Origin of the sequence: Corallococcus sp. bb12-1 (assembly GCF_026626765.1) — a bacterium.
Taxonomy (GTDB): domain Bacteria; phylum Myxococcota; class Myxococcia; order Myxococcales; family Myxococcaceae; genus Corallococcus; species Corallococcus terminator.
The window spans coordinates 258,503-276,117 of record NZ_JAPNJZ010000002.1 but is presented as its reverse complement, the minus strand read 5'-3'; the positions used below and the strand labels follow the sequence as shown (position 1 = coordinate 276,117).

General features: G+C 69.4%; 17 protein-coding genes. 9 read left to right on the top strand and 8 right to left on the bottom strand.

Translation table 11 applies throughout. The annotated features are described in order from the left end of the window. The 4 genes from epsB to OV208_RS07010 all read right to left on the bottom strand — a co-directional run bounded on the left by epsB (nucleotide 1) and on the right by OV208_RS07010 (nucleotide 4,401). Entirely contained in the window at nucleotides 1-2,181 is a 2,181-nt protein-coding gene (gene epsB, locus OV208_RS07025; protein ID WP_267573051.1) for a GH44 family glycoside hydrolase EpsB, read from the bottom strand. Between the two features lie 122 nt (nucleotides 2,182-2,303). Continuing rightward, entirely contained in the window at nucleotides 2,304-2,840 is a 537-nt protein-coding gene (gene epsC / locus OV208_RS07020) for a serine O-acetyltransferase EpsC (protein WP_267573050.1), read from the bottom strand. 5 nt (nucleotides 2,841-2,845) lie between these two features. After that, nucleotides 2,846-3,883 (bottom strand): exopolysaccharide biosynthesis glycosyltransferase EpsD, encoded by a 1,038-nt coding sequence (epsD, locus tag OV208_RS07015; protein WP_267573049.1) that lies wholly within the window; start codon nucleotides 3,881-3,883, stop codon nucleotides 2,846-2,848. After that, the gene (locus tag OV208_RS07010) at nucleotides 3,880-4,401 is read right to left on the bottom strand and encodes a hypothetical protein (RefSeq protein WP_267573048.1); all 522 of its coding nucleotides are present in this window, start codon (nucleotides 4,399-4,401) and stop codon (nucleotides 3,880-3,882) included. The genes epsD and OV208_RS07010 overlap by 4 nt, the downstream gene beginning before the upstream one ends. 173 nt (nucleotides 4,402-4,574) lie before the next feature. Between OV208_RS07010 and epsE the strand changes: the two genes are divergently transcribed. Continuing rightward, the gene (gene epsE, locus OV208_RS07005) at nucleotides 4,575-5,801 is read left to right on the top strand and encodes an exopolysaccharide biosynthesis GT4 family glycosyltransferase EpsE (RefSeq protein WP_267573047.1); all 1,227 of its coding nucleotides are present in this window, start codon (nucleotides 4,575-4,577) and stop codon (nucleotides 5,799-5,801) included. Nucleotides 5,802-5,928: 127 nt separating this feature from the next. Here the strand turns inward: epsE and OV208_RS07000 are convergent, their stop codons facing one another. After that, complete coding sequence (locus OV208_RS07000) at nucleotides 5,929-6,768, bottom strand: hypothetical protein (protein WP_267573046.1); 840 nt, start codon at nucleotides 6,766-6,768, stop codon at nucleotides 5,929-5,931. A 394-nt stretch (nucleotides 6,769-7,162) separates the two neighbouring features. On the opposite strand from OV208_RS07000, the gene OV208_RS06995 reads away from it, so the two are divergent. Further along, nucleotides 7,163-7,711 carry an RNA polymerase sigma factor gene (locus tag OV208_RS06995; RefSeq protein ID WP_267573045.1) on the top strand — a complete coding sequence of 183 codons (549 nt, stop codon included), beginning with the start codon at nucleotides 7,163-7,165 and terminating at the stop codon, nucleotides 7,709-7,711. 1 nt (nucleotide 7,712) lies between these two features. Here the strand turns inward: OV208_RS06995 and OV208_RS06990 are convergent, their stop codons facing one another. Then, nucleotides 7,713-9,365 (bottom strand): mechanosensitive ion channel family protein, encoded by a 1,653-nt coding sequence (locus tag OV208_RS06990; protein WP_267573044.1) that lies wholly within the window; start codon nucleotides 9,363-9,365, stop codon nucleotides 7,713-7,715. A 157-nt stretch (nucleotides 9,366-9,522) separates the two neighbouring features. Here OV208_RS06990 and OV208_RS06985 point away from each other — a divergent pair, with 157 nt between their 5' ends. From OV208_RS06985 to OV208_RS06975, 3 genes are all read left to right on the top strand, one after another. Further along, nucleotides 9,523-10,581, top strand: coding sequence for a cation diffusion facilitator family transporter (locus tag OV208_RS06985; RefSeq protein WP_267573043.1), 1,059 nt, complete (start codon nucleotides 9,523-9,525; stop codon nucleotides 10,579-10,581). An 82-nt stretch (nucleotides 10,582-10,663) separates the two neighbouring features. Then, nucleotides 10,664-11,305 (top strand): hypothetical protein, encoded by a 642-nt coding sequence (locus OV208_RS06980; protein WP_267573042.1) that lies wholly within the window; start codon nucleotides 10,664-10,666, stop codon nucleotides 11,303-11,305. After that, nucleotides 11,306-11,761 (top strand): hypothetical protein, encoded by a 456-nt coding sequence (locus OV208_RS06975; RefSeq protein WP_267573041.1) that lies wholly within the window; start codon nucleotides 11,306-11,308, stop codon nucleotides 11,759-11,761. It abuts the gene before it with no gap. A gap of 7 nt (nucleotides 11,762-11,768) precedes the next feature. Here the strand turns inward: OV208_RS06975 and wzy are convergent, their stop codons facing one another. Further along, nucleotides 11,769-13,352: an exopolysaccharide repeat unit polymerase gene (gene wzy / locus OV208_RS06970; RefSeq protein WP_267573040.1), complete on the bottom strand. Its 1,584-nt coding sequence runs from the start codon at nucleotides 13,350-13,352 to the stop codon at nucleotides 11,769-11,771. 58 nt (nucleotides 13,353-13,410) lie between these two features. Here wzy and epsH point away from each other — a divergent pair, with 58 nt between their 5' ends. Genes epsH through OV208_RS06950 form a run of 4 tightly spaced genes read left to right on the top strand, consistent with a single transcriptional unit; the run spans nucleotide 13,411 to nucleotide 16,184 of the window. Then, on the top strand, nucleotides 13,411-14,718 hold the full coding sequence (gene epsH, locus OV208_RS06965) for an exopolysaccharide biosynthesis glycosyltransferase EpsH (protein WP_267573039.1): 1,308 nt from the start codon (nucleotides 13,411-13,413) through the stop codon (nucleotides 14,716-14,718). A gap of 43 nt (nucleotides 14,719-14,761) precedes the next feature. Further along, nucleotides 14,762-15,202 (top strand): hypothetical protein, encoded by a 441-nt coding sequence (locus OV208_RS06960; protein WP_267573038.1) that lies wholly within the window; start codon nucleotides 14,762-14,764, stop codon nucleotides 15,200-15,202. Nucleotides 15,203-15,259: 57 nt separating this feature from the next. After that, complete coding sequence (locus OV208_RS06955) at nucleotides 15,260-15,700, top strand: hypothetical protein (protein WP_267573037.1); 441 nt, start codon at nucleotides 15,260-15,262, stop codon at nucleotides 15,698-15,700. Beyond that, the gene (locus tag OV208_RS06950; protein ID WP_267573036.1) at nucleotides 15,675-16,184 is read left to right on the top strand and encodes a MerR family DNA-binding protein; all 510 of its coding nucleotides are present in this window, start codon (nucleotides 15,675-15,677) and stop codon (nucleotides 16,182-16,184) included. The genes OV208_RS06955 and OV208_RS06950 overlap by 26 nt, the downstream gene beginning before the upstream one ends. A 174-nt stretch (nucleotides 16,185-16,358) precedes the next feature. On the opposite strand, the gene epsU is transcribed toward OV208_RS06950, so the two are convergent. Beyond that, on the bottom strand, nucleotides 16,359-17,570 hold the full coding sequence (gene epsU / locus OV208_RS06945; RefSeq protein ID WP_267573035.1) for an exopolysaccharide biosynthesis GT2 family glycosyltransferase EpsU: 1,212 nt from the start codon (nucleotides 17,568-17,570) through the stop codon (nucleotides 16,359-16,361). Nucleotides 17,571-17,615: the final 45 nt, after the last annotated feature.

Sequence of the window (17,615 nt, the reverse complement as noted above, 5' to 3'; positions counted from 1 at the left end):
TCACTTCACCGTGAGGTCGAGCACGGTGATGGAGTAGGGGGGAAGGCGTTGTGACAGGGCCTGTTCGGCCTTCGTTCCGGTGGCCTGTTCGGTGAAGCCACCCGGCGCGCCCGAGTAGCCCAGCACGCGCACGGTGTTGAGCGTGCCGCAGCCCTTGAACTCCAGCTGCGCCTGGGCGGCCTGTTCGGGATCGAAGTTGAGGAGCACGGCGGTGAGCTTCTTGCCGGACGCGTCGCGGGACGCGAAGAGGCTGGTGCCCTCCGCCGCGGTGGTGGGCAGGGAGATGTCCTGGAAGCGGCCGCCCTTGCCGTCGAAGTCCCGGTACGCGCGGAACGCCCAGAACGTGGGGCTGCTGTCCGGCGGGTACTGCCAGAAGAACGCGGAGCTGAGCCCCTGCTGGCCGAAGCGGCCCAGGGCCTCCGCCTGCGCGAGCCCCCCGCTCATGTGCTTGAGCGCGCCAAAGTTGTACTCGCCAATGGACATGCCCCGGCCGGGGTAGTTCTCCGCGATCCACTGCTTCACGCGGGGGATGAGCTGGATGGGTTCGCCAATCCAGGACTCGTCCTTGTAGGTGGGGTCCCACAGTGCGCGCGTGGAGCGGATCCGACGTGCGTTGGTGTCCGGGTCGGTGGCGCCTTCCAGGCCCAGGCCCACGTTGCTCTGCGGGTAGAAGTGCACGTCCACCACGTCGAGCACGCGCACGCCCGTCTTCTTCTCGTGGTCGCGCAGCGAGCGCAGATACCAGGGCAGCAGGGCCACGTCGCCATGGGCGCGCCGGTCGGTGTACGGCGGGCGGCCGGGGGCGAAGTCGGCGGCGGACCAGAAGTAGTTGGTCCAACCCCACTCCGCGGGGCCGGCGATGACGGCCTCGGGATCCGCGCGGCGCACGACGGTGCCGTAGTCGATGGTGCGCTTGAGCAGCTCGTCGTAGCCCAGCGGTTCGGGGTGCACGTCCCGGTGCGTGGAGCTCCAGAGGGCGGGCTCGTTGTCCAGGATGTACATGTGCACGCCGCGCGCGCCGCCGCGCTTGGAGTCGGCCTCGCGCAGGGCGCGCACCCATTCGGAGATGAACTCCGGCGGAGCCTGGACGCTGGTCGTGGAGGGCAGGCCCGGGGGCAGGGGCGTTCCGTCGCGGCGGATGCCGTTGCCGCCCGCGGGCTCCGTTTCGTCCACTGCCTGCTGCGGACCGAACTCCGACACCGGGAAGCCGACGGAGGACGTGTCCTTGGCCACCCAGCCAATCAGGGGCAGCGTGAGCGCGGACTGGGTGTTGTTCTTGCGGTTGGACTCCAGGAAGTCATCCGCGCCGAAGCCCAGTTGCACGTTGCGGAAGTACCAGTCGTTGCCGGTGTTCCACGCGCGGCCCAGCTTCCAGTTGTAGCGGGACGTGGGGTTGCCGCCCCAGCGGCGGATGGTGGCGCCCAGCTTCCACTGGTGCGTGTCCTGCGTCTCGCGGTTGCCGTCCAGCGCGATGCCGTAGATGAGCGGGCTGATGGGGCGCGAAGGGGCGGCGCAGTCGATGACCATCTTCGACTCCTTGCCCGCGCCCCGGCCCGCACGGCCACCGCCCGCGGCGCGCGCGGCGGCGATCTCCGGGGACAGCGGCACCAGGGCCACCTTGTCGAAGAGCACCCAGTCGCGGGCCACGTCCTTCGACGCGCGCATCACCAGCCGGTCGAAGGGGAGGCTGCGCGGGTTGAGGACCTCCATGGGGACGACGACCTCCGCCCACTCGCGGTCCTTCTTGACGATGAACTCCGGGCTGATCCGCACGTGGGGGAACACGGCGGCGCCGGGCGAGTCCAGGCGCACGTCCAGGAACTCGCCGTAGGACTCCGGGGCGGTGAAGCGGAAGGTGAGCGCGCCGTACGCGCCCCCGAGCTTCGGCTGGTAGAGGATCCACCCGCCGTAGTTGAACATCCGCAGGCGGGCGGGGGCGCTCTTCGGCAGCTCGCGAGGCGCCCAGCCGATGTCCTTCCATCCGGGCTTCAGGCCGCCGTCGTAGATGACCACGGAGGCGGTGGGGTCCTGCGGCGCGGCGGGCGTCGTCGCTGGCTGGGGGGCGTCCTTCGCGGCGGCGGCGCCCTGCTGGGCCATCGCCACGCCGGCGCTGCTTCCGAGCACCACGCACGTGAGGATGACGTTTCGCTTCCACCGCGTCTGCTTCGCACTGTCAGCCATGACCTTCTTCAACGCATCCCCCGGCACGAAACCACCGCCGACTTGCGACACCTGCAACCGACTGCCACTCCAGCGACCGACCGCGACGGCCGACCGCCACTCCAGCGACCGACCGGCCGCGACTACAGCGCGACCTCGTCCTGGTCCTTGCGCGGGAAGATGCGCGCGGGGATGCCCACCGCGACGCTGTCCGGCGGCACGTCCTGGAGCACCACCGCATTCGCCCCGATGCGCGAACGGGCGCCAATGCGCACCGGCCCCAGGATGCGGGCCCCGGCGCCAATCCAGACATCGTCCTCGATGGTGGGGTAGCCGTTGTCCTTGGCGGTGCCCACGGTGTTGTTGCCGTAGAAGCGCACGCGGTCGCCAATGCGCGCGTCCCCGCCGATGACGATGCCCAGGCTGTGCACGAAGTACACGCCCTTGCCCAGCGTCACGTCCTTGCCGATTTCAATGCCCATCACCGCCGTCTGCGCCACGCGCAGCACGTGGTTGAGCAGCGGGATGCGGAAGGTGACGGCCGCCTCGCGCACGCGGTTGAGCGCGGTGATGCGGTACGAATCACTGGTCAGCACCACCTTGGCCAGCGACTTCGCGTCGGAGTTTCCGGTGGCGGCCTTGGCCATCTCCACCGCGTCCGAGATGAGGGCTCCGATCATGGTCTTCATCCTTGGGGATTTCCCCGGCCCTGCAGGTAGCGCGCGATGCCCCTGGCGATGCCCCGCAGGCCGCCGGCTTCCGTGCGGGCCCCGCGCAGGTACTCCATGCCGTACGCGACGGACGTCCCCGCGAACGCGGCGCCCTTGAGGCCCAGCTTGTCCGCCATCGTGGACGCGTTCACCACCGCGTGGGTCAGCCGGCGCGACGCCTCCGGCGCCACCACCGCGGACGCCAGCAGCGGGCGCGACAGGAGGTTGGTTTCAAAGAGCAGGCGCCACGGGTTCACGCCCTTCACGTCCGGGTGCTTCACGGACACGTGGGTGTCGAACATGCCGTAGCGGTGCGCGCGGCGGATCCACTTCTCGAAGCTGACGTGGTCGCTGCCGTGCAGCACGTACGCGTCCGGGGCGAAGAGGAACGCGCAGCCGGCCTTCTCCAGGCGCACGCCCAGCTCCACGTCCTCGGACTGGCCCAGCGTCTTGTCGAAGCCGCCCACGCCCACGTAGTCCGCGCGAGGGAAGGACACGTTGCCGGTGTACAGGTGGTTGCCGCGCGCCTTCGCGCCGGGGACGGACAGCTCCTCGGCCATGCGGTTGTTGAGGTGCGCGTACCAGCGCTCGAACAGCGGCATGTCGCCGATTTCGGGGTCCGGCCGGATGCGGCCCAGCACGACGTTGCGCGAGCCTTCCGGGTGGTGCGTGAGGTGGCGCGCGAGGAAGTCGGAGGCCACCTGCATGTCGTCGTCGGTGACGAGCACCACGGCGCCCTTCGCGGCGATGACGCCCCGGTGCCGCGCGGCGGCGGCGCCCGCGTTCTGCTGCACCTCCACGCGCAGGGCGTAGGGCAGCTTCAATTCCATCAGCGGCCCGCGCACGTCGGTGGCGGAGCCGTCGTCCACCACGACGACCTCGAAGTCCTCGGGCGGCAGCGTCTGTCCGGCGAACTGCTGGAGCAGGCGCGTGATGAGGGGCAGCCGGTTGTACGTGGCGATGACGACGCTGAGCCGGGGGGCCGGCGCGGCGGAGGAGGCGGAAGGGCTCATGGCTTCTTCTTCTTGTCGCTGTCGGCGCGGCGCTGCTTCTTGGAAGGGCGCGGGAAGGTGACGCTGCCGGCGAAGCGGTCCGCGCCGACCAGGCGCAGCGTCTTCTCCGCGGAGCCGAAGTCCGTCTCACCCAGGGTGATGCACAGGAGCGCGGTGTCCGCGGCCAGGGCCAGCGGCAGGCTGGCCGGGTGGGTGAGCAGCGAGTCGATGACCACGATGACCCGCTCGCCCTGCTCCACGCGGCGGCGCACTTCCAGGACCAGCCGGGGCGCACCCGCGGGTTCGATGCCGGTGGCGTCCACCAGCCGCAGGGGCGGCTCCGGGTAGGGAGAGCCGGCCTCCATCAGCGCCTGCGCCGCGTCCAACGCGGGCGCGCCGGGGTGGGCCGGGACGACGGTGAGGAAGCTCCACGCGCGGCGGTCCAGCGCGAACCACAGCCGCGACAGCTCCGCGGACGGCACGGCGCTGGCCGGTGGGGTCTCCTCGGGAGCTGAGGGCGGGCTCGAATCGGCGGACATAGGAGGCGCGGACGGTATAACGCATGGGGGCGTCACGACCCAACGACCCGGGTGGGCGGGCGAGCGAAGGAGCGCGCCAATGGTCTGCTGTCATCACTGACACCCCCTTTGAGAGCCGGGGTGAGGGTTTCCGGGGGGCCGGCGGTGGGGCCCGGGCGTGTTAAAGAAAGCGCGTGCAGAAGATCGGCTACCTGATTCCCGAGTTCCCCGGGCAGACCCACATCTTCTTCTGGCGCGAGCTGCAGGCGTTGCCGGGGAAGGGCGTCTCACCGGAGCTGGTGTCCACCCGTCCGCCGCCCGCGCGCATCATCAGCCACAGCTGGGCCCGCGAGGCCATGACGCGCACGGAGTACCTGGCGCCGCCGGGCCCGCTGGGCGTGCTCCAGGCCGCGCTGGAGATTGCCCGGGCCATGCCCACGGGTTGGGCGCGGTGTCTGGCGTCCATCGCGAGGGCGGAGGGCCTGGACGCGAAGGGGCGCGCGCAGCTGGTGGCGTTCGCGGTGATGGGGGGACGGCTGGCGTCGCTGGCGCGTGAGCGCGGCTGGACGCACGTGCACGTGCATTCGTGCGCCAACGCCGCGCACGTGGCGATGTTCGCGCACCTGTTGTCGGGGCTCACGTACAGCATGACGCTGCACGGGCCGTTGGACGACTACGGGCCGAACCAGCGGGAGAAGTGGCGGCATTCGAAGTTCGCCTTCGTCATCACGAAGAAGCTCCTGGGGGAAGTGAACCAGGAGCTGGCGGGGAGCCTCCCGTCGCGCATCGAGCTGGCGCCCATGGGCGTGGAGCTGTCGCGCTTCCAGCGCACGGTGCCCTACGAGCCGTGGTCCGGTGAGGGGCCGCTGAAGCTGTTCGCGTGCGGCCGGCTGAACCCGTGCAAGGGCCACGCGGACCTCATCGACGCGGTGGGGATGTTGCGCAAGAAGGGCATCGACGCGCGGCTGTCCATCGCGGGCGAGGACGAGGCGGGCGGCACGACGTACCGCAAGGTGCTGGAGGCGAAGCTCGCGAAGGACGGCCTCCAGGACGCGGTGACGCTCCTGGGCGCGGTGAGCGAGGACGTGGTGAAGGACGGCATCCAGCGCTCGCACATCTTCGCGCTCGCGAGCCTCCAGGAGCCGCTGGGCGTGGCCATCATGGAGGCCATGGCGATGCGCGTGCCGGTGGTGGTGACGGGCGCGGGCGGCGTGAAGGAGCTGGTGGACGACGGCGTGGACGGCGTGCTGGTGCAGCCGCAGGCCCCCGTGGAGCTGGCCGAGAAGCTGGAGAAGCTGTCGCGCGACCCGTCCGAAGCGCTGCGCCTGGGCGAGGCGGGCCGGCTCAAGGTGGAGAAGCAGTTCAGCAGCGAGCGCAGCGCGGACATGCTCGCGGCGATGCTGGGCGCGCGGCCTTCGTAGGCGTGCCCTGGGGGGCCGTGGCCTGGTCGGCGCACGGCCTCCTCGAGCAGTGTGCCGCGGGGTGACGCGTTGGTTCCGCGGGCCGCCCGTCAGGAACCGGGCGCATCCCCTGCGCCTCGGACGCGAGTCAGGGGGTCTCGTACAGGGCGACCACGCCATTCAGGGAGGGCCCCAGGCCGAAGGTGGTCGGGTTCTTGAGGATGACGGAGCCCATGTTCTCGATGGTGCACTGGCTGCGCAGCGTCTGGGCCTCCCCGGCATCCTGACAGCCGGAGCCGCCCACCCACTCGAGCGTGATGCCGTTCATGTTCCCGTTCGAGGAGCGCACCTGGGCTTCGATTTCATAGTGGCCCTGGTTGAGGCTCCAGCTCACCCGGCTTCCGTCGTCGAGCAGCAGGGGGTGTGACTGGAGCTTGCGCACCACCGTCACGGGCGTGGTGGAGGTCCGGTCCCCGGCGGAGACGAGGAGGTTGGCGGTGCCCACGCTCACCGGGGTGAGCGTGCCGGCGTCGACGCGGAAGATGGACGGGTTGGAGGACGTCAGCGTCAACGGCACGTCCTGCAACACGTCACCGCGCACGTCCCGCGCGGACACCTCCGCCACGACGGGGGCGTTGGGGATGATGAGTCGCAGGGCCCTGGGCACCCGGAGCGTCTCCACCAGCCGGCAGCGCAGGGGCTCCGCGCGCGTCACGGTCCCCACGGACACGGAGAGCACCCCGTCGCCGGAGTTCAGACAGCGCAAGCCCGCCGAGGACGTGACGACCGCCAGCCCCGGTGGCGTCACGGCGAAGGTGGGACGGGCGTCCGCCAGCAGGTCGCCCCCCTGTGTCGACACCCGGGGATTCAGGGGCAGCTCGTGGGACGACAGCACGTAGCCGGGCAGTTCGAACTCCACCCGTGAAGGAGACCGGTCACAGGCCCATGCGGACAGCACCACCGGAACGACGAGGACGAAGCGCTTCATGACTCTCCAGGAAGGCGAGGAGCCTGGAGCGTCCTGCATGTGTCCCGAAAACACCCTCACCCGAGGGAGGTATCGGAAACGGGCCTGCCCGCGAGGTCAGCACACCGTCCCATCGGATCCGGTCAATCGCCCCGGAGGGCCACGGGGACTGGAACAGGCCCGGGTGATGACTGTCTGTCATTCCAACAAAGGGGCTGTCGGAAATCCCGGCGCCCCTGCCCCTGTTGGACACCTGAAAGACAGACACTGGATGCATTCGTGACAGCCCGGGTGGAAATCACGGGGTGGGATAGGTTTTCCAGACAGTCTGGGTAAATCCGGGAAAGAAGGCTCTGTCCGGGTTGGACAGCTTTGTCATCATGGTCGTGCACGGACGCCGCTCGGGGGGCACTCCATGGCTGACTCAGAAACGCAGCTGTTCGCAATCCTGGTGATTCAATTCCGTTCGGGGCTCCTGAAGCACGCCCGCCGCATCCTGGGGAACACCGCGGATGCGGAGGACCTGGTGCAGCACGCGTTGGACGAGGCGTGGAAGGAGCGGCTGCACCTGCAGGGGGCGGAGGCGTTCCGGGCGTGGACAGGAAGGGTCATCAACACGCGGGCCATCAGCCTCTTGCGGCACCACCGCGCCGAGCAGCGCAAGGCGGTCAACGCCGGCTGGGTGACGGCGCTGAGCGATGAGTCGGAGGAGCAGGAGGGCGGCGAGCTCTGGACGTTCATCCAGGAGAAGGACCTGAAGGAGGCGGTGGATGGCCTGCCGCCCCAGCAGCGCGAGGTGTTCCACCTGCGCGCGCAGGGCCGCTCCTACGTGAGCATCGGCGCCCAGGTGGGGCGCTCCACCGGCACGGTGGGTTGGTGGCTGCACCAGGTGCGTGAGCAACTGCGCGAGCGGCTGTTGCCCATCGCCGAGGAGCGCCGGCTCTCCGTTGGCGCGTGGCACTGATTCAGCGCGGAGGTTCCACCCGGGCGTTGTTGCCGGGACGCGCGGGCATGAGCCCCAGGCCTGGGGCCTTCTCCTCCGGGAAGGACAGGTGGCTGGCCTCGGCGCGCAAGAGGGGCAGGCCGTGGGGCTGGGCCTGGAGGTAGGCGACCAGCTTCTCCCGCACGAGGCAGCGCAGGTCGAACGCCTTGCCCGAGTCCGCCGCGCTCACCAGGGCGCGCAGCTTCATGGTGCGCTCGCTCAGGTCCGTCACCTGGAGCCCCTGGACCTTCCCGTCCCATAGGCCCTTGGACTCCTCGTCCAGGATGCGCTTGAGCTCCGCGCGCACCGCCGGCACGTCGGTGCGGAAGTCCACGTAGAGCTCCGCCGTGCCCAGGATGTCCGGGGACACCTTGCTCCAGTTCTGGAAGGGCTTCTCCAGGAACTGGGTGATGGGGATGACCAGCCGGCGCAGGTCCCACACCTTCACGACCACGTAGGTGAGGGTGATCTCCTCCACCCAGCCCCACTCGTTCTCGATGATGACCGTGTCGCCGATGCGGATGGGCTGCGTGATGGACAACTGGATGCCCGCGAGCAGCGTGGAGATGGACTTCTGCGCGGCAAGACCAATCACCAGACCCGCGATGCCGGCGGAGGCCAGCAGCGACACGCCCACGTTGCGCACCGCCTCGAACTGGAGGAGCAGGATGGACGCGGCCACCAGCACCACCGCCACCTCCACCACGCGGCGCAGGATGGACAACTGGGTGCGCAGCCCCCGCACCCGCGCCACGTCGGTGCCCTCCGGAGATTTGGCCACCTTCTCTTCCAGGAAGCGCGCGGCCCGGCTGAAGAAGCGCAGGAGGAACAGCGCCACCGCCACGATGATGATGGAGCGCGCCCCCAGGTCCACCAACCCCTGGGCCGGCGGGGGCAGCATCAAGAGCCGCACGCCCGTCGCCGTGAGCAGCGCGCCCAGCACGTGGCGCATCGTTCCCCGGCCCGCCGCCAGCAGTTCGTCATCCCACCCGGACTTCGTCAGCCCGGCGGCCCGCGCCCCCACGCGCAGCACCAGCGCTTCGCCCAACTGACCCAACACCCACGCGGCTGCGAGCAACACCGCGAGCCCCAGCCACTGCCACGCTTCCAGCACCCACAGCGGGCGGGTGAAGAAGACGTGGGGCAGCCGCTCCAGCAGCGGCGAGCCGTGCTCCGCGAACAGCGCGTCGATGGCGCCCACCGTGTCCGCGCTGAAGACCCACACGGGGCCCCCTTCCGTGTCCACGCGCTCCAGGATGATGTCCTGGGGCCCCCGTGCCGTGGCCACCTGGCCCAGTACCTCGCGGCGGGCCCGCTCCCCCGGCCCCACCGGCTCCCGGCCAATGCGCGCGAAGTCCAGCCACAGCGTCCGGTCCATCACCACCACCAGCCGCCGCGCCAGCCTCAGGCCTTCTTCCGCCTGCGTCGCCGGGGGCAGCCGGGACAGGTCCAGGTACTGCGGCGCCCGGAGCGCGTCCCGGGCATGCGCCGCGTCCAGGAACCCCGCCGCCGTCGCCGCGGGCGTGCGCCGGTCCACGCCCTCGGGAGGCGGCGGCAGCCCCCCGTTCAGGGCGAAAGCCCCCCCGGGCCCCAAGAGCAACACCAGCCACATCCACGGCGGAACAGAACGGCGCACGAAGGCACTCCCCAATCTGGGTCTAAGTAATTTGAGAACAAACAATCATCTTGAGCCTGGGCTGTCCACCGGTGTTGACGCGCAAGGCCAAGGGTTGGACGGGCAGGGAGGGACCGGGCCTGCTGCGTCGCGTCGTCATGGTAGGTTCAAGACCTCCATGGCTGCTCCTGCTTCGTCGCTCAAGGCCGTCATCGTCGCGTTGTCGGGCAACGTGTTGGTGACGTTCATCAAGTTCATCGCCTTCCTGCTGTCAGGGTCGGGGGCGATGTTGTCGGAGTCCATCCACTCGGCGGCGGACACCGGCAACCAGGTGTTGTTGTTCCTGGGGTTGAAGCGGGCGGCGCGGGTGGAGGACGAATCGCATCCGTACGGCTACGGCGGCGAGCGCTTCATCTTCGGCATCCTGTCCGCGTCCGGCATCTTCTTCGTGGGCTGCGGGGTGACCGTGTACCACGGCATCCAGTCGCTCCTGCACCCGCACGTGGCGGAGACGGGCGTGGTGACGTTCGCGGTGTTGGGGGCGTCGTTCCTCATCGAGGGCGGCGTGTTGCTGTTCGCGGTGCGCGGGCTCTCGAAGCAGGCGCACGCGGTGGGCGATCCCTTCTTCAAGTTCGTGCGGCACAAGGCGGATCCAGCGTCGGTGGCCATCCTGTTGGAGGACGGCGCGGCGGTGCTGGGCCTGGTGTTGGCGACGGTGGGCATCGCGCTGGCGCACGTGACGGCGAACCCGGTGTGGGACGCGCTGGCGTCGCTGACGGTGGGCGTGCTGCTGGGGCTCATCGCCCTGTACCTGATGGTGGAGAACCGGGAGCTGTTGTTGGGGCGGTCGGTGCCGCCGGACGTGGAGCAGCGCTTCGAGGACCTGCTGCGCGCGCGGCCCAGCCTGGCGGATCTGCACGACGTGAAGACGCGGCAGCTCACGCCGGAGTCGTACCAGTTCAAGGCGGAGCTGCGCTTCAGCGAAGCGTTCGTGGCGGCGAGGCTCGCGGAGGCGCTGCCGCCGCAGGGCGTGCCGCAGCAGGGTGCGGAGCGCGACCGCGTGTTGACGGAGGCGGCGCGTCACCTCATCCGGACGTTGAGCGAGGAGATCGACGCCATCGAGGCGGAGGTCCGCCGCGTGATTCCCCAGGCGAAGCACATCGACCTGGAACTGGAGCATCTGAGCGCCGCGGCCATCGCGGCGGAGGCAGCGGAGGGCCGTTCGCTGGTGGGGTAGGATTTACATTCAAATCTCGTTTTGTCTGGATTGAGCATGCTATGTGCCCCCGCGACCTCCCGCTTGGGAGAGGCGAGGCGGGATGCTCAAGCGGTGGAGATGGAGTGTCGGGGTGATGGTGCTGCTGGGCTGTGCTGGCACCCCGTCCTACTGGCAGCGCGGCAGTGAGGTCTTCTTCGGGCGTCAGGGAGAAGAGGTCTGGGTCCAGGGGCCCTGGCCCGCCGTGCACCCGTCGTCGAACGTCGACGAAGTCATCGACCAGCTCTGTCCGGCGGTCATGGCGTTGGACCTTGCTCAGGCGAAGGACTACGGCCGGGAGTACTGCGGGGTCCTCTACTCCCTTGGTAACGGGGAGTACTCCGCGAGCTGGCCTTCACCCCTGGGGCGGACGAGGCTGGTCGGGACGGACCAACGCCGCAAGAGTTGCAGTGTCCCCGGTAGCGTGCGGGACGACCGGGGTGATGTGTCCATCCTGGCCGACTTCCACAGCCATCCCTGGTTCCCCTCGAAGATGTCCCGAGAGGACCGGTGGGCCGAATCCCAACGCTGGACTCTGCGCATCCAGTTCGATTCCGGGTGCACCCTCACGAAGTTGATTCCGTACAAAGGGGAGCGTCGCCCGGGAGAGGTCTATCTTCGACGGGACAAGGCGTGGAAGCTCATCGGGTACATCCATGAAGGCGACAAGGACATGGGCTTCGTCACGCCCGTGGAGGAGGACTAGATGGGGCGTGAGCGTTCTGTGTTCCAGCATGGGCGTTTGAAGCAGGCGCTGGTGTTGCTGCTGGCACTGACCCTTCCCGCCTGTGCGCTCTTCTACCGGCCGGTGCGCCCCGTCTTCGCTCCGCCCGAAGAGGCGGCCCGCTTCAAATTCCCGTTGGATCTCCCCGCCGAGGGCCGGATGCTGACCCCCGCCACAGTGGTGGTCGCGACCCAACTGGCGATGGACGACTTCCTCCCCCTGGACCTCAAGCCGCACAAGGGCGCCACTCCGGATGAGGTCTGCCTCTACCGGCGTGACTCCTATGACGTGTGGACGTCCCCCGCGTCCGAAGGCGTGTTGCTCGTGAACATTGTTCCCAGGCACAACACCTGTGATTCAGACGGGCCGGTCATGGACATGAGCGGCACCTACGCCATCGACGTGAAACAGTGGCGCATCCTCGCGGTCCAGCGCTGACGCCCCGCTACGCCACCTGGCCCGCGTCCACCGTCACGGGACGCGGTTCTTCAGGAGGCGGTGGCTCCGCGCGCTTCAGGCCCAGCACCTTCTCCCGCTGGGGCCACGGCCACGCTCCCGTCACCATGGCCAGCTTGCCCGCGATGACCGACATCACGGCCACCTGGAACGTGCAGATGTACGAGATGATGCCCATGTCTCCGAACACCTGATTCAGGTACGACGCGACCACGCCCACGATGACCAGACACGCCGTGCGGTGCTCCGCTGCATAGGCCCGGTGGTACGAGCGCGCTGCCAGGTACACCGTCACCACCAGGTACATCCACACGCCCGTGAACCCGAACCAGCCGCCGAAGGCCAACAGGCCCAAGAGCGAGTTGTGCGGATGGAAGCGGTACGTGGGGAACACGAACGCGATGTTGGGCAGCGGGTAGGGCTCCAGGAACTCGTGCCCGTAGCCCGTGCCGAACAGCGGGTTGGTGTTCCAGGTCGCGATGAGGTTCAGGTTCTCGATGTCGCGGTAGTCCAGCTCTCCTTCGGCGTGCTGCCCTTCAATCATGGAGCGGAAGGTCGCCACCGGCTTGAACACGCTGCTGTTCGAACCCCACCCGACGAGGAAGTACACGACGAGCAACGGCGAACACGCGATGATCCCGCGCGTGAGGAACTTCTTCAGCGGCGTCCACGGGTTGAAGAAGTACGCGGCCGCGAGTCCACCCACGAGGCTCACATACGCGAGCCGGCGGTCGTTGAAGAACATCCCGATGAACACCAGGATGATGATGAGGATGCCCCGGATGGCGTGACCCGACTTCGGCTTCTCCAGCCACCGCGCGATGCACACCGTGATGGCGCAGATGAACGTCATCGAGTCCGAGTGGCAGGTCGTGTACTCGACCTCCAACCCCTGGGCCGGGATGACCACGAGCGCGAAGTACGTGCTCACCGCGGACTTGGTGAGCGCCGCCAGGATGATGGTGCGCGCCACCACCGGCCAGTCCTCCGGCCCGCGCAGGCTGTAGTGGTACATCATCGCCACCAGTGGGAGCACGGCGGCCTGGTGCCACTGCCACAGCGAGTTCTTGATGTCCCCGCCCCGGACGATGCCCCACACCTCCATCCACATGATGGAGAAGAAGGAGATGGCCAGCACCACCGCCAGCGGCCGGGGGATGGGCACCACGGGCGGGTCGATGGTGGACTTCTTCGCCCGCCGCCAGATGCCAATCCCAATGGACCCGATGATGAGCCCGTCGATGAGGGGGAACCGCAGGGCGCCAATGCCCACCAGCTCATGCATCTGGGTGAAGAGCAGCTTGCCCAGGGGGAACAGCGGCGAGGGCCAGAACATCGACTGGGGGCGCTCGGGCGTGTAGTCCACCGCGAGCACCAGGTAGAGCACCGTGAGCGCCAGGTAGCGCAGCGGCAGCTTCCAGATGACCCACACCACCGTGAGCGCCAGCGTGGGCGCCAGGGTCACGATGGGGTCGCCGTTACCCACGGCGGCGGCACCCAGGGTGACGGCTCCCAGGCCCGCGACCATCACGATGTACTGGAGCCAGGCGGCGCGGGAGGGTGCGAAGGTCATCGGACGGTGCGGGGGAGGCTATATCCCGGGCCCGGGTTGGGATAGATGCGGAAGGCGTATGGCTGGCTCCCGACCCCGCGTCCTCCTGATTGCTGAGCTGTGCAACCCTGACTGGGTGAGCGTCCCCCTGGAAGGCTGGTCCCTGGCCAGGGCACTCGCCGAAGTGGCGGACGTGCACCTGGTCACCCAGATCCGAAACCGCGAGAACATCCTCAAGCAGGGGCTCGTGGAGGGTAAGGACTTCACGGCGTTGGATTCGACGCCGGTGGAGCGCCCGCTGGAGAAGGTGGGCGAGGTGCTCCGGGGCAAGGCGGGCGTGGGCTGGACGACGGCCACGGCGCTGAGCGTGCTGCCCTACTACTACTTCGAGGAGCTGCTCTGGCGGCGCTTCGGGGACCGCATCCGCGCGAAGGAATTCGACGTGGTGCACCGCTACACGCCCATCAGCCCGACGACGCCCAGCACGCTGGCGGCGCGGTGCGCGGAGGCCGGGGTGCCCTTCGTGATGGGCCCGATGAACGGCGGCCTGCCGTGGCCCAAGGGCTTCGGGGACGCGCGCGTGCGTGAGCGCGAGTGGCTGAGCTACATCCGGGACGTCTACAAGCTGATGCCCTTCTACAAGTCGACGCGGAAGAACGCGGCGGCGATGATGATGGGTTCGCGGGCGACGCGCTCGCAGCTGTCGGCGGAGTACCAGGACAAGACGGTGTACATCCCGGAGAACGCAATCGACGTGCGGCGCTTCGGCGCGTCGAAGGCGGAGGCGCCCAACGGGCTGCCGCTGCGGGTGGCGTTCGTGGGGCGCTTCGTGCCGTACAAGGGCATGGCGATGCTCATCGACGCGGCGGCGCCGCTGGTGCGCGAGGGCAAGGTGGTGGTGGAGCTCATCGGCGACGGCGCGGAGATGCAGAACCTGCGCGCGCAGGTGGCTCGGGGTGGGCTGGAGAACGGCGTCACGTTCGCCGGCTGGGTGAAGCACCAGGAGCTGCAGGGCCGGCTGGCGAAGAACCACATCTTCGGCTTCCCGAGCGTGCGCGAGTTCGGCGGCGCGGTGGTGGCGGAGGCGATGGCGCTGGGGTTGGTGCCCATCGTGATGGACTACGGCGGTCCGGGCGAAATCGTGAGTCCGTCCACGGGCTTCGCGATCCCCATGGGGACGCCGGACGAAATCGTGCAGCGCGTGCGCGGGGTGCTGGAGAAGCTGGTCGCGGATCCGTCCGTGATTGGCCCCATGGGTGAGCGCGCGCGTGCGCGCATCCAGAAGCACTTCACGTGGCGCGCGAAGGCGGAGCAGGTGCTGGAGGTCTATCGCTGGGTGTCCGGCGAGCGTGGACAGCCGGACTTCGGGATGCCGCTGGCGGACTGAGGTTCGCGGGAGGGGGCTTGTCGCTGGGGGTAGAGTTCCCCGCATGAGCCCCGACTCCCCCCTGCTTCGCCGCATCATCCGTGGCAGCGCGCTGTACGACCTGGTCGTCACCCTTCCGTTCGCCACGCCGTGGACAGCGGAGGCGGTGTTGTCGCTGATGCGCTGGACGCATGAGGCGCTGTCGCTGGGCGGGGAGGCCATGCCGGCGTTCTCGGCCATGCCCCTGTTCTTCGTGTCCCTCTTCGGCGTCCTCGCGGTGCTGTGGGCGGTGGTCCGCGTCATCCAGCCGACCGCGTTTCATGGCGCCGTCGACACCGTGGGCCGGGCCGTGGTCGCCACGTGGATGGTGCTCGCGCTCTCCCAGGGCGCGACGCAGGTGCTCATCGCGTTCCTCGTGATGGAGCTGGCGGGGATGTTCGCGCAGGGCGGCCTCCTGCTGGCCGCTCGGAAGGGCCGTGAAGCCGTTCCCGCGACGGCTCGCTGAGCCACGTGCGAGGGGCGCTTGCCTCTGCACCAAGGTGCAGGGGTTAGGGTTTTCGGCATGAACCCTGACTCCTCCCTGTCCCGTCGCGTCGTCCTGGCCAGTGCGCTGTATGACCTGACCGTCACCCTGCCGTTCGCCACCCCGTGGACGGCGGATGCGGTGCTCTCTGGCGTCCGGTCCGTGCACCACGCGCTGTCGCTGGGCGGTGATGCACCGCCCGCGTTCACGCCCATGCACCTGTTCTTCGTCGCCCTCTTCGGCACCATCGTGTCGCTGTGGGCCGGGGTGCGGATCCTCAGGCCCTCCGCGTTCCATGGAGCCTTCGACACCGTGGGCCGGGCGCTGTTCTCCACGTGGATGCTGTTCGCGCTCTCGCAGGGCGCGACGCGGGCGCTCGTCGTCTTCCTGGTGCTGGAGCTGGCGTGGATGTTCGCGCAGGGCGGTGTCATCCTCGCGGGCAGGAGGTGGCGTGATGGCAGCCTCGCGACGGCCCGTTGAAGCAATCCCGGTGGCGCCCCTGCGCATCGGCGCCCTCGCTCGCGCCGCGGGCGTGAAGCTGTCCACGCTGCGCTTCTACGAGCGGCGCAAGCTGCTCACCCCGTTGGAGCGCAGCGAGAGTGGCCAGCGCCTGTATGGCCCCGAAGCCGCCATCCGCGTGCGCTTCATCCGCCGCTCGCAGGAGCTGGGCTTCACCCTCAAGGAGGTCTCCGCGTTCCTCGCGGTGTCCGACCGACGCGGTGCCCCCACCCGCGACGTGACCCGCTTCGCGAACGAGAAGGTCCAGGCCATCGATGCCCGCATCGACGACCTGCGCCGCATGCGCCGCGCCATCACCACGTTGATGGCCGAAGGCTTCTGCGCGGAGGACACCGTGTGCCCCATCCAGGTGTCGCTGGGCTCACCCGTTGCGACGTCGAAGCAGGCCTCCCGCGCCTTGGTAGCGCGACGTTCGCGACGGCCGTCCATCGCTCGGGGCGGTTGAGCCCATCACCCGCCTCGGCGGGGGCTCGACGCCGACCCTCACTCGCCTGGAGCGACCGAGCCATCCGCCCACGTTTTCGCGGGTGCGGCTCAAGGTCTCAACAGAGCGCGGGCTCACCGCGCCAGGGGCCCACCCGTGGGTGGACACCCCGTCCAACGTCACCGCGAAACGCAGCTACCGCCGCTCCGCCTCGCGCGTGGTGCGCACCCACTCGCCGCGCTTCTCCGCGCCGGGGCCGCGCACCATCAGCCACACCTTCCACACCACGTAGATGGGCGCCCACGCCAGATCCAGCAGGCCGCGCGCGCCCACGCCGGACACCCACCAGCCGCGCAGCACGTACAGCGCCAGCGACGTGAGCCCGAACGCCGACAACGCGGAGGCCGCAACCGCCGTGCCTCCCGACAGCCACACCACACCCGTCGCCAGCACCGAACCCGCCACCGTCGCCAGCACCAACTGGCTCAGGGGCGGCACCAGCACGTCCATGGACAGGTCGAACAGCAACCCGCTCTTCTGCTTCAGCGCGTCGCTCAAGAGTGGCCAGCCGTGCAGCTTGCGCATCTGCGCGCGGCCACCTTCCCAGCGCTGACGCTGCGAACGGCTCTGCTTCTCCGCTGTCACCATCTCGCCCAGCACCTCCGCCTCCCAGGCGTAGTGCACGCGGTGCCCCGCGCGCGCCAGGCGGATGCCGTACTCCAGGTCCTCCACCACGCTGAACGCGTCGTGGGGCACCTGCTTGAGCACCGCGAGCGTGAAGCACATGCCGTTGCCGCGCAGGCCGCAGGACACGCCCATCCGTTCGCGTCCCATGGAGCGCACCCGGTGGAACATGCCCAGCGCGATGGTCATCAGCCGCGTGCGCCACGACGCCGTGGGGTTCATCACCCCGTAGTGCGCCTGCGCCGCGTGCGCCCCGTCCTCCAGCCGGCGGGAGAACGCGTGCAGCAGGTTCGGCGTCACCACCGTGTCCGCGTCCACCACCACCACCGCGTCCGCGAAGCCGTCCTTCTGGCTGCGCTCGAAGGCGTGCGCCAGCGCGTAGCCCTTGCCGCGCTTCTCCGCGTCCTGGCGCTCCAGCACCGTGGCGCCCGCCTCGCGCGCCTTCTGGGCCGTCGCGTCCGAGCAGTTGTCCGCGATGACAATGATGCGCCGCAGGTGCGTGGGGTAGTCCACCGCGGACAGGTCCGCCACCGTCCGCGCGATGCCCAGCTCCTCGTTGTGCGAGGGAATCAGCACGTCGAACTTGCGCACCGCGGGCGACGGCGGCACCGGCGCCGCCTTGCGTCCCGACAGCAGCGTCAGCAGCAGCAGGTAGCCGCAGCCTCCCGCCACCGGCAAGAGGCCCACGCACAGCGCCACGTCCACCCAGGTCCAGACCGTCACAGTGTCACCCCCGCGCGCGTCGCCTCCAGGCCACCGCGCGCTTGA

What these genes read in the sequence shown, in the direction of transcription:
- epsB (WP_267573051.1), bottom strand. Translation starts at nt 2,181, where the DNA reads ATGGCTGACAGTGCGAAGCAGACGCGGTGGAAGCGAAACGTCATCCTC.
- epsC (WP_267573050.1), bottom strand. Translation starts at nt 2,840, where the DNA reads ATGATCGGAGCCCTCATCTCGGACGCGGTGGAGATGGCCAAGGCCGCC.
- epsD (WP_267573049.1), bottom strand. Translation starts at nt 3,883, where the DNA reads ATGAGCCCTTCCGCCTCCTCCGCCGCGCCGGCCCCCCGGCTCAGCGTC.
- OV208_RS07010 (WP_267573048.1), bottom strand. Translation starts at nt 4,401, where the DNA reads ATGTCCGCCGATTCGAGCCCGCCCTCAGCTCCCGAGGAGACCCCACCG.
- OV208_RS07000 (WP_267573046.1), bottom strand. Translation starts at nt 6,768, where the DNA reads ATGAAGCGCTTCGTCCTCGTCGTTCCGGTGGTGCTGTCCGCATGGGCC.
- OV208_RS06995 (WP_267573045.1), top strand. Translation starts at nt 7,163, where the DNA reads ATGGCTGACTCAGAAACGCAGCTGTTCGCAATCCTGGTGATTCAATTC.
- OV208_RS06985 (WP_267573043.1), top strand. Translation starts at nt 9,523, where the DNA reads ATGGCTGCTCCTGCTTCGTCGCTCAAGGCCGTCATCGTCGCGTTGTCG.
- OV208_RS06980 (WP_267573042.1), top strand. Translation starts at nt 10,664, where the DNA reads ATGCTCAAGCGGTGGAGATGGAGTGTCGGGGTGATGGTGCTGCTGGGC.
- OV208_RS06975 (WP_267573041.1), top strand. Translation starts at nt 11,306, where the DNA reads ATGGGGCGTGAGCGTTCTGTGTTCCAGCATGGGCGTTTGAAGCAGGCG.
- wzy (WP_267573040.1), bottom strand. Translation starts at nt 13,352, where the DNA reads ATGACCTTCGCACCCTCCCGCGCCGCCTGGCTCCAGTACATCGTGATG.
- epsH (WP_267573039.1), top strand. Translation starts at nt 13,411, where the DNA reads ATGGCTGGCTCCCGACCCCGCGTCCTCCTGATTGCTGAGCTGTGCAAC.
- OV208_RS06960 (WP_267573038.1), top strand. Translation starts at nt 14,762, where the DNA reads ATGAGCCCCGACTCCCCCCTGCTTCGCCGCATCATCCGTGGCAGCGCG.
- OV208_RS06955 (WP_267573037.1), top strand. Translation starts at nt 15,260, where the DNA reads ATGAACCCTGACTCCTCCCTGTCCCGTCGCGTCGTCCTGGCCAGTGCG.
- OV208_RS06950 (WP_267573036.1), top strand. Translation starts at nt 15,675, where the DNA reads ATGGCAGCCTCGCGACGGCCCGTTGAAGCAATCCCGGTGGCGCCCCTG.